Raw genomic sequence first — 14,282 nt, 5'->3', positions numbered from 1 at the left:
CGCCGCCTAGGCAGCTTCCCCCGCCGCCCAACCGCTCGCCCAGGCCCACTGGAAATTGTAGCCGCCGAGCCAGCCGGTCACGTCCACCGCCTCGCCCACCACGAACAACCCGGGCACGGCCTTGGCCATCATCGTCTGCTGCGAGAGCGCGGCCGTGTCCACGCCGCCGAGCGTGACCTCCGCCTTGGCGTAGCCCTCCGTCGTCGCGGGCGTCAGGCGCCAGGATTTGAGCAGGTTGGCGAGGCCCGTCAGCGCGCGGTCCGGCAGGTCGGCCATCCGCATCCCCGGCAGATGCCGCTCGGCCAGGGCCTGGGCCAGGCGCGCGGGCAGCAGCTCGCCCAGCGCCGTGCGGGGTTCCGCCTTGGGGCGGGCGCGCTTGGCCGCCAGCAGCAGGGAGATCGCATCCTGCCCCGGCAGAAGGTCGAGCGTGATGGCCTCGCCCGGATGCCAGTAGGAGCTGATCTGCAGGATTGCGGGCCCCGAGAGGCCGCGATGGGTGAAGAGCATCGCCTCCGGGAATTTCGCCCCGCCCGCCCGCGCCAGGATGGGCAGGGAGACGCCGGCCAGCGGCTGCATCAGCGCCAGTTCCTCGCCGCCGAAGGCAAAGGGGACGAGGCCGGGACGGCGCTCCACGAGGCCGAGCCCGAAGCGCTTCGCCACGTCATAGGCGAAGCCGGTGGCGCCCATCTTGGGGATGGAGAGGCCGCCCGTCGCCAGCACCAGCGCGGCCGCGGTGAAGGCGCCGCGATCGGTGGTCACGGTGAAGTCGGTGCCGCGCGTGATGTCGGTGACGCGCGTCTCCAGCCGGATCTCCACGCCCACCGCCTCGGCTTCGGCCAGCAGCATGGCCACCACCTGCCGGGCCGAGCCGTCGCAGAAGAGCTGCCCCAGCGTCTTCTCGTGCCAGGCGATGCGGTGCTTCTCGATCAGCGCGAGGAAATCCCGCGCCGTGTAGCGCGCGAGGGCCGAGCGGGCGAAGGCGGGATTGGCGGAGAGAAAGCGTTCGGGCCGGATGTCGCGGTTGGTGAAGTTGCAGCGCCCGCCGCCCGAGATGAGGATCTTCTTGCCCGGGGCTTCGGCATGGTCGAGCACCAGCACGCGCCGCCCGCGCTGCCCCGCCCGGATGGCGGCCATGAGCCCGGCGGCGCCGGCACCGATGATCAGGACGTCAAAGGCGTTCATGGAACCCTGGTCGGAGTTGCAGGAACCTGATGAAAACCAAGCAGGTTCTCACCTTGCCAGGTTCGAGGGGCGCAGCCCCTCCGTTCGTCAAAGCCCGTAGCTCACACGCCGGGTGTTGGACGCGCGCAGGTTGCGCAGCCGCGCCAGCGCCCAGAGCGGAAAGATCCGGCGGTAGCCGTGGTAGCGAAGGTAGAACACGCGCGGGAAGCCGGTCCCCGTGTAGTCCTCCTCCGGCCAGTCGCCATCCTCCTTCTGCCGCTCCATGAGCCAAGCGGCCGCGCGGCTCACTGCCTCGTGCCCTGCCTCGCCGCAAGCCATCAGCGCCAGCATGCCCCAGGCCGTCTGGCTGGCGGAGGAAGGGGCGGGCACGCGCGGATCGGGCCGCGTGCCGCCGCGCGCGGGATAGCTCATGCCATCCTCGCCCCAGCCGCCATCGGGGTTCTGGTTCTTGACCAGCCAACCCGCGGCGCGGCGCATCGCGTCATGCTCGGGCGGCAGGCCGGCGGCGTTCAGCGCGGTGACGGCGGACCAGGTGCCGTAGATGTAGTTGACACCCCAGCGGCCATACCAGGAGCCATCGGCCTCCTGCTCGCGCAGCAGATATTCGATGGCGGCCTTGGAGGCGGCGTCCTCGCCCCGGCCGAGCTGCGCCAGCATGGCGAGGCAGCGGCCCGACACGTCCGCCGTGGGCGGGTCGAGCAGCGCGCCGTGGTCGGCGAAGGGAATGTGGTTCAGGTAGTGGAAGGTGTTGTCGGCGTCGAAGGCGCCCCAGCCGCCGCCGCGCGACTGCATGCCCACCGTCCAGTCCGTCGCGCGCTGGATGGCGCCGTCGAGGCCGGTGTCGGCGGGCGCCGTGGCGCGGTAGCGGTCCATGGCCAGCACCACCACGGCGGTGTCGTCCACATCCGGGTAATGCGCGTTCTCATACTGGAAGGCCCAGCCGCCGGGCTCGAGATTGGGCCGCTTCCAGGCCCAGTCGCCGCGCACATCGCGGATTTCCTTGGACAGCAGCCAATCGAGGCCACGGCCCACCGCCTCGCGCTCGGCCTCGCCGCCCGCCTCCAGCAGCGCGTGGCTGACCAGCGCCGTGTCCCAGACCGGCGAGAGGCAGGGCTGGACATAGGTCTCCCCCAGCTCTCCCTGTGGGCCGCGTTCCTCGACCAGCTTCTCGATCGCGGCCCAGGCGGTGATCATGCGCGGGTCATCCTGGGCGACCCCCAGGCAGTGATACATCAGCACCGCATTGGCCATGGCGGGGTAGATGGCGCCCAGGCCGTCCTCGCCGTTCAGCCGCTCGGTCACGAAGCGTTCGCAGGCCTCCTCGGCGCGGGCGCGGTGGTTGCGCGGGAAGAGCATGCGGGCGCGGTGCAGGGCGCCGTCCAGCGCCTTGAAGAGGGAGGCCCAGGGCTCGGCCTGGTGGGCGCCGCCGGGCCAGTCCTTCACCTGCTCGGGCGGCGTGCGGAACAGCTCGTCAATGGTCACGCCGCGCGGGTTCTGCGCCGCCGGGCGGCGCGCCATGACGACGGTGAGCGGCACCAGCACGGTCCGTGCCCAGTAGCTGATCTTGCTGACATGGAAGGGGAACCAGCGCGGCAGCAGCATGATCTCGGGCGGCATCATCGGCACGGCGCGCCAGGGCACCGCGCCGAACAGCGCGAGCGCCGCCCGGGTGAAGACATTGCTGCGCTCGGCCCCGCCGGCGGCGAGGATGGCGTCCCGCGCCTCGATCATGTGCGGCGCATCCGGCGCGTCGCCGATCAGGCGCAGCGCCAGATAGGCCTTCACCGAGCAGGAGATGTCGAGCGGCCCGCCATGGAAGAGCGGCCAGCCACCGCCGGCATTGGCCCGCTGCTCGGCCTGGATGCGGCGCAGGTAGCGGCCGATCCGCGCCTCCTTCTCCGGCTGAACATGGCCGAAGAAGTGGTGCAGCATGAGGTATTCGGAGGGGATGGTCGCATCCGCCTCCAGCTCGAAGACCCAGTGGCCGTCAGGGCGCTGGCGCTGGAGCAGGTGGCGCGCGGCGGCGGCCACCGCCCGGTCCAGCGGGTCACCGGCCTGCCCGTCATGCCCCGCATTCGGGTGCGCGGGCGCCCCCGATGTCAGGTTCGGCATGATGTTCAAGTCGCGATATCCCTTGCTCCTGGTCCGGAAGCGAATCTCTTGACCCTTCCGATAGGGCATTTCGGGCCCATGCCGGAAGGGTGCAAGCGCGTGTGTTGCCCCGACTTCATTCGCGCGACAAGGCCTCGCCCTTCCAGACCCCACCCCGGCCGCGCCATTCCGCCCAGGCGGAATCGAGGGTGAAGACAAGATAGGCCAGCGCGATGAGCGGGAGGAGGATGGCCCGCTCCGCCGCCAGGCCGAAGCGGCGCAGCATGGGCGTGAAGGCCACCACCATGGCGCACCAGGCGGCCAGGCCCAGCCACTTCGCCGCCCCCGTGGCGAAGAGCGCGAGCAGCGGCGGCGCCAGGAAGACCAGCCCCATGGCGAGCACCATGCCCAGCAGCAGGGCCGGGTTGTAGCCGAGCTGCGCATAGGCGGTGCGGGCCACCATGGCGCGGATCGTGCCCATGCCCTCATAGGCCCGCTCGGACCGCACGCGCTCGGTCAGGCCCAGCCAGATGGCCGAGCCGCCGGACTTCATCAGCCCGGCCAGGGCGCAATCATCGATGATGCGCCCACGGATGGGCGCCAGGCCGCCCCGCGCCTCGAAGGCATCGCGCCGCAGCAGCACGCAGCCCCCCGCCGCTGCCGCGGTGCGGGCCGCCGGGTCGTTGGACCAGCGGAAGGGGTAGAGCATCTGGAAGAAGAAGACGAAGGCCGGGATCATCCAGCGCTCGGCCCAGCTCTCGCAACGCAGCCGCGCCATGAGCGAGACGAGGTCCAGCCCCCCCGCCTCGGCCCGCTGCACCAGGCGGCGCAGGCTGTCCGGCGCGTGGGTGATGTCGGCATCGGTGAAGAGCAGGAATTCGTGCCCCCGCCCCGCCACCACCTGGAGGCCCTGCTGCAGGGCGTAGAGCTTGCCGGACCAGCCGGGCGCCCGGCCCTGCCCCTCCAGCACCTCGGCGCCGGCGGCGCGGGCCAGCGCGCCGGTCGCATCCCGGCTGCGGTCATTCACGACGAGGATGGAAAAGCGCCCCGGATAATCCTGCCGCGCGAGGCTTCGCACGGTGGCGCCGATGGTTTCGGCCTCGTCGCGCGCGGGGATGATGATCTGCACCTCGGGCCAATGGGCGGGGGCCGGCAGGCGGGCGGCGTCGCGGTCATCGTCGCGGGCGCGCCAGAACATCCCACGCCCGAGCAGCAGCACGGCCCAGGCGATGGCGGCGGCCAAGGCCAGCCAGATCATTTCTTCAGCATCCCCGCCTGCTCGAACCAGGCGATGGCGTCGCGCACGCCCTCCTGCCAGGGGCGGGCCTGGAAGCCCAGCACGCGCTTCGCCTTCTCGGCCGAGAAGAACATGTGGTGGCCGGCCATGCGCAGCCCGTCGAGCGTCAGCATCGGCTCCTTGCCCGTGAAGCGCGCCATGGTCTCCGCCATCCAGGCGAGCGGGAAGAGCGGCGCGCGGGGCAGGCGGATGGGCGGGCGGTGGCCGCGCTCGGCCGCGATGAAGCGCAGCATCTCGGCCAGGCTCACATCCTGGCCGCCCAGGATGTGCCGCTCGCCGGGCGTGCCATGGTCGAGGGCGGCCACCACCCCCGCCGCGCAATCCGCGACATGGACGAGGTTCAGCCCGGTCTCCACATAGGCCGGCATGCGGCCCAGCGCGGCTTCGAGGATGACGCGGCCGGTCGGCGTCGGCCGCACGTCATAGGGGCCGATCGGGGTGGAGGGGTTCACGATGACGGCGGGCAGGCCACCGCGCTCCACCATCGCCTCCACCACGCGCTCGGCCTCGGTCTTGCTGCGCTTGTAGGGGCCGATCGCTTCCTCGGGCGTGGCGGCGTCCGCTTCCGTCGCCGGGGTGCCGTCGGCGCGCGGGCGCAGCGTGGCGACCGAGGAGACATGGACGATGCGCGGCACGCCGGCCTCGAGTGCGGCCTGCATCACCGCCGCCGTGCCGATCACATTGGTCTCGCGCATCTGCCCGGGATTGGGGACGAAGATGCGGTAATCGGCCGCCGCATGGATCACGCCGCCGACGCCCGCCATGGCGTAGATCAGGCTCTTCTGGTCGGTGACGGTGCCGAGGGCATAGGAAATATCCAGCCCCTCCAGCCCCTTGCGCGGCGCCTGGGGGCGCACCAAGGCGCGCACCGCATGCCCCTGGGCGAGCAGTGCGCGGGCGAGGGAGGCGCCAAGGAAGCCGGTGGCGCCGGTCAGCAGGATGGTGGTGGGCGGCATGCGGCCTTGTGGCCGAGGCGCCGCCCGCGGTCCAGATGCGGCGCGGCCGCTTGGCGATTCCGCCCGCGGCCCCGAACGGCTATAGGCGGCCCATGATCGCTCGCCGAATCCTGCTGCTCACCCCGCTGGCCCCCCTGCCCGCCCTGGCGCAATCCGCTGCGACGGAGGTGGTGGAGCGCTTCCATGCCGCGCTCCTCGGCGTGATGCGCGACGCGCAGCGCCTGGGCGTGCGCGGCCGCTTCGACCGCCTGGGCCCCGTCATGTCCCAGGCCTTCGACCTGGCGGCGATGACGCGTATCGCCGTCGGCCCGCCCTGGACCGGGTTTTCACCCGCCGACCAAGCCGCGCTGACCGAGGCCTTCACCCGCTGGTCCATCGCCACCTATGCCGCGCGCTTCGACGGCTTCTCGGGCGAGAGCTTCGCCACCACCGGCACCCAGACCCAGCCCAATGGCGATACGCTGGTGCGGACCACGCTGAACCGCACCGGCGGGCAGGAACCGGTCCTGCTCTCCTACCTGCTGCGCGGCAATCCGCCCCGCATCGTGGACATCTATCTGACGGGCACGATCAGCGAGCTGGCCTCCCGCCGCGCCGAATTCACCACGCTGATCCGCGAGGGCGGGGCTGAGCGCGTCACCCGCGAATTGCAGGCGCGGACGGCGCGGCTGCTGGGCGGGTGAGGCCCCTCGCCTCCCGCATCCAGGGCGCGCGCTTCTGGCTGCGCGATGCCCGCGCGCCCGCCGCGCTGGTTGCGACCCCACCCGGCCCGATGGATGCCGAGGGGCTGCTGCGCCTCGATCTTCGCGTGGAGGATGGGCGCATCGCCGCCATCGCCCCCCTCGGCACCGCGCCGCCGGATGCGCCGAGCCTGGAGGGCGGCCAGCTCTGGCCCGGCTTCGTGGACGCCCACACCCATCTGGACAAGGGCCAGATCTGGCAGCGCGCGCCCAATCCCACGGGCGATTTCGCCGGCGCCGTCCGCTCCGTCATGGAAGACCGGGACGCCCATTGGGCCGAGGCCGAGATGGAGGCCCGCGCCGATTTCGCCCTGCGCGCGGCCTTCGCACACGGCACCACGGCGATCCGCACCCATCTGGACAGCTACCTGCCGCTGGCGCGGATGAGCTGGCCGCTCTTCACCCGGCTGCGCGCGGCCTGGGCCGGGCGGATCACGCTGCAGCTCTGCTCCATCGCGCCGCTCGAGCGCTTTCTCGGCGCGGAGGGCGAGGCGCTGGCCGATATCGTGGCGCAATCGGGCGGCGTGCTCGGCATGGTCACGCGCCTCGCCGGGGATTTCGCAGCGCCCCTGCCCGCCGATTTCCAGCCCATGCTGGACCACTTCTTCGCCCTGGCCGAGGCGCGTGGCCTCGACCTCGACCTGCATGTGGACGAGAGCGGCGAGACCGGCGCGCGCGCCCTGCGCGAGATCGCCGCCACCGCGCTGCGCCGCCGGTTCAGGGGCCGCATCCAGGTGGGCCATTGCTGCGCGCTCACCCTGCAGCCCGAGGCGCATCAGCGCGAAACGATCGCGCTCATGGCCGAGGCGGGCATGCGCGTCGTCGTCCTGCCCATGTGCAACATGTATCTCCAGGACCGCGCGCCGGGCCGCACGCCGCGCTGGCGGGGCGTGACACTGGTGCAGGAGATGCGGGCGGCGGGGATTCCCGTCTCGCTCGCCTCGGACAACACGCGCGATGGCTTCTATGCCTATGGCGACCTCGACATGCTGGAAGTCTATCGCGAGGCCACGCGCATCCTGCATCTCGACCACCCCTTCGCCGACTGGCCGCGCGCGGTGACGGCGGAGCCGGCGGCGGCCATGGGCCTCGAAGCGGGCCAGCTCCGCGTGGGCGCGCCGGCCGATGTCGTGCTGTTCCACGCACGGCACATGACGGAACTGCTCTCCCGCCCGCAATCCGACCGGGTGGTGCTACGCGGGGGGCGCGTGAGCGACGCGACGCCGCCCGATTGGCGTGAGCTGGACGCCTTCGTCACGGCCTGATCGGGATCGCCCGCACTTCGCTCTCCGACCAGAAGCTGACGGGCAGGTGGCCGCGGCCCGTGGCCGCCAATTCCAGCGCCAGGCGCTGTGCCAGGCGCAGCCCCTCGGCCTCATGCGCCGCCGCCTCGGCCTCGGTCCAGCGCGGCGCGCCATCCGGCCCGTCCCATCCGGTCCCCGCGTCAAAATCCAGCGCCCAGACATGGATGTCGAGCGCGAGTTTCCAGGAGAGGCCGAATTCCTGCGGGTTGATGGGCTGTTGCCCCTGCCCGTCCGACAGCCAGAGTGCGTCCATCTGCTGTTCCGCCATCAGCCGCACCGCCGTCGCGCCATGGCGGGAGAGGCGCGGCCAGGGCACCGGCTCGAAGCGCAGCGGGCAAGGGGCGAGGCGCGCGGCCAATTGCTCGAAGACCCATTGCCCTTCGCTGGCCATGCGGGCCGCGCCGTCCGGCGCGCTGAAGCCGCAGCGCCGCGGATCGGCCGGGTCGGCCACCTCGCGGAACACGCCGAGCCAATGCCGGATCGCATCCCGGTCGGCCTCGGTCAGCATGTCCTCGGGCAGGTCGGAAAAGACCGGGCGACGGGTGGTCGCCTCGAAAAGGCCGCCCTCATTCCAGGATGGAGAGAGGATGAAGGAGGCCGTGCGCAGCCGTTCGTCATGCAGCGGCGCGGGCGCGTCATCCAGGGGCCCCGCCTCCTCCATCGGGGGAGAGGCGCCGGGATCGGCGGCCGGCAGCGCCCCTGGCATGCCGCGCAACAGTCGGGCCGCATAGAGGAGCAGGGCGAGCGCGAGCAGCGCCGCCAGGGCCAGCGCCGGCCAGGGCGCCGCCTGCCATCCGCGCAGCACCCCGGCATGGGCCGCCCCCGCCACCAGCAAGGTCACGACGACGAAGAGCACCCGGCTCCCTTGCCGCCGCGCCCGCTCGGGTGATCCCGGCGGATCACCGAGATCCCCGAGGCGCGGCCCGATGACCCAGGCATAGAGCGCCTGCAGCCCGATCGAGGCGAGGAAGATGGGCAGCGCCAGGTCGAGCAGGGCCAGCAGCGCGATGCCACCCAGGCCGACGAGGAGGATCTGGGCGATGTAGAAGGCCATCTGCCGCGCCTCGGCCCGCGTCTCGGCCGGATCGGCCGCGCTGAGCGCCGCGAGGGCGCGCGTCATCAGCAGGTCCATCGCGCAGCGGCGCAGGCCGAAGACCGCCCCTACCGCATAAAAGGCGCCGATCAGGCGCAGGATCACTCCGGCCAGGTCGTCCATGGGCGGCTATCCATCCGGCGCGATGATGCGGCCCGTCCTCACGCCCGGGCGGGCGTGATCTCGAAGGGATGGGCGGCGAGGAAGGCGGCGCCGGCGCGCAGCACCAGCGCATCGGCGAGGCGCGGCCCCGCGAATTGCAGCCCGACCGGCAGGCCCTCCTTGCTGAGGCCGCAGGGGACGGAAATCGCCGGGCCATGCGAAAGGTCGAAGGGGTAGGAGAATTCCGCCCAGACGAGCCAGTCCCAAGGGTGCTGCGGCCAATGTGCGGGGATCTGCCGGCCGACCTCGAAGGCGGCGACGGAGGCGCTGGGCGTCACCAGCAGGTCGAAGCCCGCCGCTTCGAACCAGCTGTTCACCTGGGCCGCATAGGCGATGCGGCGGCCCTGTGCGGCATGCGCGTCCATGAAGCCGAAATGGCGATAATCCTCGGTGCAGGCGACAAGGCCGGGGTCCATCTGCGCCGCTTCCTCGGGCGTCTTCGCCAGGAAGGGGCGCATGCCGAAGCCCCACATGTCGCGCTCCAGCGCGGGGCCCATGGGGCCCCAGGGCGGCGTCACCTGCTCGACGATCGCACCCATGCCTTCCAGCTTCCGCACCGCCTCCGCGACCGCCACCGCCACGTCGGGGTCCACGCGGGCATGGCCGAGATCGGGGCTATAGGCGATGCGCAGGCCCGCGAGGCCGCCCGGTTCGATCCCGGACGCGAAGCGATCCGGCAGGGTGGTGTGGTCCAGCGGATGAGGCCCCGCGATGACGGAGAACATCAGGCTCGCATCCTCCACGCTGCGCGTGATGGGCCCGGCATGGGAGAGCGCGCCATTGTTCGGCACGGGCACATAGGGCACGCGACCATAGGTCGGCTTGAAGCCCACCACGCCGCAGAAATGCGCGGGGATGCGGATGGAGCCCGCGCCATCCGTGCCGAGATGCAGCGGACCGCAGCCCGCGCCACAGAGCGCCGCCGCGCCGGAGGAGGAACCACCCGCCGTGCGCCCGTGCATCCACGGATTATGCGTGCTGCCGGTGAGCGGGCTGTCGCTCACCGCGGTCCAGCCCTGCTCGGTGCTGGTGGTCTTGCCGAGCAGGATGGCGCCCGCCCTGCGCATCCGCGCCGAGACGGGCGAGTCCGCCTCGGCCGGCGCCGGGTCCGTGAGGCGCGAGCCGCGCCGCGTGGGCAGGCCCGCGATGGATTGCACATCCTTGATCGTCGCCGGCACGCCATGCAGCGGCCCGAGTTCCTCGCCACGCATCACGGCGACCTCCGCCGCGCGGGCGGCGGCGCGGGCGCCTTCCTCGTCCAGCGCCGCGAAGGCGTTGAGGCCCGGGTTCTTCGCAGCGATCCGCTCCAGCACCGCCTCGGTGATCTCGAGCGGCGAGGCGCGCTTGCCGCGCACCAGTGCCGCCAGTTCGACCGCCGAAGCGGTGGCCAGGTCAGTTGTCGCCATAGGTGGTTCTGTAGCTCTCGCTCATGATCTCATCGAGCCTACGACCGGGGGTGAAACCCGCAAGGCCCGCCGGGACCGGAACCCCCGCGGGCATGCGCGGGCAGGGCTCGGCCGCGCCGATCACCTGCGTCACGGGGAAGCGCGCGGCATAGATGGGCAGGGCGTAGTCTTCCTCCTCATCGCCCACGCCCTTGCTGCGGATCTTGCCCGAGGCGTTCTCGATCTCCATGCCGACCACCATGGTTGCCTTCAGCTCCTGCGTCGTGCTGGGGCGCAGCTCGGCGTTCCGGCCGGGGTAGAAGCGGTCGATCATCAGGTCCAGCGCACGCGCCTTCTCGTCCAGGTCCTCGATGATGTGCGCCTGGCCGAAGCACATGGCCGAGCGGTAGTCCACCGAATGGTTGAAGCCGCAGCGCGCCAGCACCAGGCTGTCGAGATGCGTGACGGTGAGGCAGACGGGCAGGCCCGGCTTCTGCGCGCGCAGCATGCGGCTGGCGGATGAGCCGTGCCAGTAGAGCTTGTCGCCCTCGCGCCAGAAGGCGGTGGGCGTGCAATAGGGCTGGCCGTCGATGATGTAGGCGATGTGGCAGAGCATCGCGGCATCGAGGATGGCGTAGACGCTCTCCCGGTCGTAGCGGCCGCGCTCATGCAGGCGGCGCACCTTGTTGCGCTCGGTGACGGGGAAGTGGGTGGAATCGGTCATGGGATGGCCCCCTGGGATGCGTGATGGCGGCATCACACCGCGCGGAATGGTCCCAGGGGAGAGCCAATTCCGGCTTGCATGACTGGTCCAATCCGCGCTCCCCTGCCGCATGGCCGCCCCACCCGACCTGCCGGACCTGCTGCTGCTCGGCCTCGACCGCGCGGGCGGCGCGCCGCTGCTGCGCCAGCTCTATCTGGAGCTGCGCCGCGCCATCCTGGGCGGCGTGCTGCCGCCGGGCGCGCGACTGCCGGCCACGCGCGCGCTGGCGCAGCGACTGGGCGTGGCACGCAACACCGTGGTCGCGGCCTATGAGCAGCTGCTGGCGGAAGGCTTCATCGCGGGCCGGCCCGGCGCGGGCAGCTATGTCTCACGCGACCTGCCGGAGGGGCTGGAGGCGCGGCCCGCCCCCAGCACGGCCACGCCCCCCATTCCCGCTCCCGTGGCGGCGCCCATCCCGAACATGGCGCAGCCAGGGACCGCGCCCTTCAACACCGGCCGTACCGCCTGGGATGAACGCACCGCGCGCATCTGGCGGCAGCTCACCCTGCGCCGCCTGCACACGCCCGACCCCGGCATGCTCGGCTATGGCGACCCGCAGGGCGCGCATCCGCTGCGCGCGGCCATCGCGGCCTATCTCGGTGCGGCCCGCGCCGTGCGCTGCACGCCGGAACAGGTGGTCATCACCTCCGGCGCGCAACAGGCGATCGGGCTTGTTCTGCGCGTGCTGCTGGCGACGGGCGACGCCGCCTGGCTGGAGGACCCGGCCTACCCCGCCGTGCGCGCCGCCATGGCGGCGGCGGGTGCCCGCATCATCCCCGTGCCGGTGGATGGGCAGGGCCTGGTGGTGGGCGCGGGCGTGGCGGCTGCACCCGATGCGCGGCTCGCCTATGTCACGCCCTCCTCGCAATATCCGCTGGGCGTCACGCTTTCCATGGCGCGGCGGATGGAGCTGCTGGCCTGGGCGCGCGCCTCCGGCGCCTGGGTGATCGAGGACGACTACGACAGCGAGTTCCGCTATGCCGGCCGTCCCCTGGCGTCGCTGCAAGGCGTGGATGAGGGCGGGCGCGTCATCTATATCGGCACCTTCAGCAAGGTGCTCTTTCCCGGGCTGCGCCTGGGCTATGCCGTGCTGCCGGCGGAATTGCTCCAACCGGTGCTGGCGGCGCGGCTGCTGGCCGATTGGCACCCGGCGACGCTGCAGGAGGGCGTCGTCACCGATTTCCTGGAAGGCGGGCATTTCGCCCAGCATCTGCGCCGCATGCGCCAGCGCTACCGCATCGCGCGCGATGCGCTGGTCGAGGCGCTGGCCCGCGAATGCGGCGATGCCTTGAGCGTGGAACCGCCCGATCAGGGCATGAAGCTGATCGCGCGGCTGCGCCCGGGGCTGGCGGACACCGAGGTCGCGGCCGCCGCCGCCGCGCGTGGCATCATCGCGCGCGCGGTCAGCCCCATGTATCTGAGCGCGCCGCCGCAGCAGGGGCTGATGCTGGGCTTCACCGGCCATGAGCCGGGGGCGCTGCGCTGGGCGGCGAAGTCGCTCGCCGCGTGCCTGACCAAGGCGTAAGCGCTACAGCGTCAGCCCGCCATCCACCACGATGGTCTGGCCCGTCACCATGGCCGCACCCGCCAGCAGGAAGACCATCACCTCGGCCAGGTCCTCCGGCTCGCAGCGGCGCTTGAGGACCGCGCCATCAATCGAGCTGGCCCGTTCCTCGTTGCTCCATTCCACCGTCCAGCTGGAATTCACGGCGCCGGGGGCGATGGCATTCACGCGCACCTCCGGCCCCAGCCCGCGCGCGAGGTTCTTCGTCAGCGAGATCACGCCCGCCTTGGTCGCGCCATAGGCCATGGAGGAGCCGGGCGAGTTGATACCCGCGATGGAGGCGACCGACACGATGGCGCCGCGCGTCTTCTTCAGGTGCGGCGCAGCCGCCTTGGAACAGCGAAACACGCCGAGCAGGTTCACCTCGATCACGGCGGCCCAAAGCTCCTCCGTCAACCGGTCCAGCTCGGTGGGCTTGATGGTGGTGCGGGTGCCCGGCGTGCCGGCATTGTTCACGAGAAAGTCGAGGCGGCCGAGATCGGCCGCCGCCTGGTCCACCATGCGCGGGCCATCCGCGGCATCGCCGACATTGCCGGGCGCGGAGATGACGTCGAAGCCCTCGGCGGTCAGCGCAGCCACCTGCTCCATCCCGCGCGGATCACCGGCCAGGTGGTTGATGGCGACCTTGCAGCCATTCTTCGCCAGCAAGCGAACCGTGGCGAGGCCGATGCCGGAGGCGCCACCCGTGACCAGCGCCGTCCTGCCCTTGAGGTCGTAGGTGATCATGCCTTGTTCGCCTTCACGTCGAAGCCCGCCATGTAGCCGATCTTGCGGAGGCTCTGCTTGAGCTGGATGAGCTTGCGGTCGCGCTCCTCGAAGAGTTCGGCGGGCGGGCGGCCTTCCCAGTCGTAATAGCCGCGGCCATCCATCACGCCGCCCATGCCCTTGGCCACCAGCGCATCCATGCTGGCGCTGCCGCCCTTGTCCTCGGGCGGCGTGTACATCTTGTTGCGGAAGGCGTGCTGCAGCATCGGCAACCCGGTGAAATCCGCCTTGGCCATGACGCCGATGATGTTCAGCCGCAGCCCGATGCCGTGCAGCACCGCCGCATCCACCTCCTGCGCCGTGGCATAGCCCTCATCGATCAGCATCTGCACCTCGGCCTGGACGGCGGCCTGGATGCGGTTGGCGATGTAGCCGGGGATGAATTTCCGCATGACGATGGGAACCTTGCCCATCGCCTCGATCACCGATTTCACCTCCTGCAGCACCGCCTCCTCCGTCTCGGCATGGGGGACGAGGTCCACCAGGTCCACCAGATAAGGCGGCGTGTACCAATGGGCGATCAGCGCGCGCTTCAGGCGATGCACGGGCATGAGCGGAAACACATCCAAGTAGCTCGTGTTGCTGGCCCAGATCGCATTCGCGGGGGCACAGGCATCGAGCCGGGCATAGAGGTCGCGCTTGGCCTCGGGGTTTTCCACGATGGCCTCGACGATGAGTTCCGCGCCCTCGACGCATTCCTCCAGCGTCGCGTGGCGGGTGCAGGCCTGGGCAAGCTGCGCGCTGCCCCAGCCCCTGGGCGCCTCGCCCACCTCCTCCAGCGTGGCGAGCGCCTTTTCCATCAGCACCTGGGCGCGGGCGAGCGTGGCTTCGCTGGCATCGGTCAACCGCACGTGATGGCCGCCCATGGCGAAGACCAGGGCCAGCGCATGGCCCATGGTGCCGGCGCCGATGACGGCGACGCGGAGTTGCTTTGGCATGTGTGTCCTCCCTGGGTGCGGCCGAGAGCCATCGCCCCCGCT

At 71.6% G+C, this 14,282-nt stretch carries 12 protein-coding genes; 3 read left to right on the top strand and 9 right to left on the bottom strand.

Going from position 1 to position 14,282, the window contains the following annotated elements; all coding sequences use genetic code 11:
• Positions 1–6 precede the first annotated feature (6 nt).
• The 4 genes from R9Z33_RS08735 to hpnA form a co-directional block, all read right to left on the bottom strand.
• Positions 7–1,182: a BaiN/RdsA family NAD(P)/FAD-dependent oxidoreductase gene (locus R9Z33_RS08735; protein ID WP_318650904.1), complete on the bottom strand. Its 1,176-nt coding sequence runs from the start codon at positions 1,180–1,182 to the stop codon at positions 7–9.
• Positions 1,183–1,269: 87 nt separating this feature from the next.
• The gene (gene shc / locus R9Z33_RS08730) at positions 1,270–3,294 is read right to left on the bottom strand and encodes a squalene--hopene cyclase (RefSeq protein WP_318651629.1); all 2,025 of its coding nucleotides are present in this window, start codon (positions 3,292–3,294) and stop codon (positions 1,270–1,272) included.
• A 115-nt stretch (positions 3,295–3,409) separates the two neighbouring features.
• Positions 3,410–4,531, bottom strand: a complete 1,122-nt coding sequence (locus tag R9Z33_RS08725) for a glycosyltransferase (RefSeq protein WP_318650903.1) — start codon at positions 4,529–4,531, stop codon at positions 3,410–3,412.
• On the bottom strand, positions 4,528–5,526 hold the full coding sequence (gene hpnA / locus R9Z33_RS08720; protein ID WP_318650902.1) for a hopanoid-associated sugar epimerase: 999 nt from the start codon (positions 5,524–5,526) through the stop codon (positions 4,528–4,530). Before hpnA ends, R9Z33_RS08725 begins: the two co-directional genes overlap by 4 nt.
• 92 nt (positions 5,527–5,618) lie before the next feature.
• Here hpnA and R9Z33_RS08715 point away from each other — a divergent pair, with 92 nt between their 5' ends.
• Both R9Z33_RS08715 and R9Z33_RS08710 read left to right on the top strand, forming a co-directional pair.
• Positions 5,619–6,209: an ABC transporter substrate-binding protein gene (locus tag R9Z33_RS08715; protein WP_318650901.1), complete on the top strand. Its 591-nt coding sequence runs from the start codon at positions 5,619–5,621 to the stop codon at positions 6,207–6,209.
• The gene (locus R9Z33_RS08710; protein WP_318650900.1) at positions 6,206–7,531 is read left to right on the top strand and encodes a cytosine deaminase; all 1,326 of its coding nucleotides are present in this window, start codon (positions 6,206–6,208) and stop codon (positions 7,529–7,531) included. The genes R9Z33_RS08715 and R9Z33_RS08710 overlap by 4 nt, the downstream gene beginning before the upstream one ends.
• Here the strand turns inward: R9Z33_RS08710 and R9Z33_RS08705 are convergent.
• The 3 genes from R9Z33_RS08705 to R9Z33_RS08695 are packed head-to-tail and all read right to left on the bottom strand — an operon-like array spanning position 7,521 to position 10,934.
• Positions 7,521–8,786: a hypothetical protein gene (locus R9Z33_RS08705; RefSeq protein WP_318650899.1), complete on the bottom strand. Its 1,266-nt coding sequence runs from the start codon at positions 8,784–8,786 to the stop codon at positions 7,521–7,523. The genes R9Z33_RS08710 and R9Z33_RS08705 overlap by 11 nt on opposite strands.
• A 38-nt stretch (positions 8,787–8,824) precedes the next feature.
• Positions 8,825–10,231: an amidase family protein gene (locus R9Z33_RS08700; RefSeq protein WP_318650898.1), complete on the bottom strand. Its 1,407-nt coding sequence runs from the start codon at positions 10,229–10,231 to the stop codon at positions 8,825–8,827.
• Complete coding sequence (locus R9Z33_RS08695; RefSeq protein WP_318650897.1) at positions 10,218–10,934, bottom strand: pyridoxamine 5'-phosphate oxidase family protein; 717 nt, start codon at positions 10,932–10,934, stop codon at positions 10,218–10,220. Before R9Z33_RS08695 ends, R9Z33_RS08700 begins: the two co-directional genes overlap by 14 nt.
• A gap of 109 nt (positions 10,935–11,043) precedes the next feature.
• Between R9Z33_RS08695 and pdxR the strand changes: the two genes are divergently transcribed.
• Positions 11,044–12,498, top strand: coding sequence for a MocR-like pyridoxine biosynthesis transcription factor PdxR (gene pdxR / locus R9Z33_RS08690; protein ID WP_318650896.1), 1,455 nt, complete (start codon positions 11,044–11,046; stop codon positions 12,496–12,498).
• A 3-nt stretch (positions 12,499–12,501) separates the two neighbouring features.
• Here the strand turns inward: pdxR and R9Z33_RS08685 are convergent, their stop codons facing one another.
• Both R9Z33_RS08685 and R9Z33_RS08680 read right to left on the bottom strand, forming a co-directional pair.
• Complete coding sequence (locus R9Z33_RS08685; RefSeq protein ID WP_318650895.1) at positions 12,502–13,263, bottom strand: SDR family NAD(P)-dependent oxidoreductase; 762 nt, start codon at positions 13,261–13,263, stop codon at positions 12,502–12,504.
• On the bottom strand, positions 13,260–14,240 hold the full coding sequence (locus R9Z33_RS08680; protein WP_318650894.1) for a 3-hydroxyacyl-CoA dehydrogenase family protein: 981 nt from the start codon (positions 14,238–14,240) through the stop codon (positions 13,260–13,262). Before R9Z33_RS08680 ends, R9Z33_RS08685 begins: the two co-directional genes overlap by 4 nt.
• Positions 14,241–14,282: the final 42 nt, after the last annotated feature.

The organism is Sediminicoccus rosea (assembly GCF_033547095.1).
Classification (GTDB): Bacteria; Pseudomonadota; Alphaproteobacteria; order Acetobacterales; family Acetobacteraceae; genus Roseococcus; species Roseococcus rosea.
The sequence above is the reverse complement of the archived record's forward strand: the minus strand, read 5'-3'. Positions and strand labels throughout refer to the sequence as shown.

Coding starts and splice junctions, on each gene's coding strand:
- R9Z33_RS08700 (WP_318650898.1), bottom strand. CDS start 10,231: ATGGCGACAACTGACCTGGCCACCGCTTCGGCGGTCGAACTGGCGGCA.
- R9Z33_RS08715 (WP_318650901.1), top strand. CDS start 5,619: ATGATCGCTCGCCGAATCCTGCTGCTCACCCCGCTGGCCCCCCTGCCC.
- R9Z33_RS08685 (WP_318650895.1), bottom strand. CDS start 13,263: ATGATCACCTACGACCTCAAGGGCAGGACGGCGCTGGTCACGGGTGGC.
- R9Z33_RS08705 (WP_318650899.1), bottom strand. CDS start 8,786: ATGGACGACCTGGCCGGAGTGATCCTGCGCCTGATCGGCGCCTTTTAT.
- shc (WP_318651629.1), bottom strand. CDS start 3,294: ATGCCGAACCTGACATCGGGGGCGCCCGCGCACCCGAATGCGGGGCAT.
- R9Z33_RS08680 (WP_318650894.1), bottom strand. CDS start 14,240: ATGCCAAAGCAACTCCGCGTCGCCGTCATCGGCGCCGGCACCATGGGC.
- hpnA (WP_318650902.1), bottom strand. CDS start 5,526: ATGCCGCCCACCACCATCCTGCTGACCGGCGCCACCGGCTTCCTTGGC.
- R9Z33_RS08725 (WP_318650903.1), bottom strand. CDS start 4,531: ATGATCTGGCTGGCCTTGGCCGCCGCCATCGCCTGGGCCGTGCTGCTG.
- pdxR (WP_318650896.1), top strand. CDS start 11,044: ATGGCCGCCCCACCCGACCTGCCGGACCTGCTGCTGCTCGGCCTCGAC.
- R9Z33_RS08695 (WP_318650897.1), bottom strand. CDS start 10,934: ATGACCGATTCCACCCACTTCCCCGTCACCGAGCGCAACAAGGTGCGC.
- R9Z33_RS08735 (WP_318650904.1), bottom strand. CDS start 1,182: ATGAACGCCTTTGACGTCCTGATCATCGGTGCCGGCGCCGCCGGGCTC.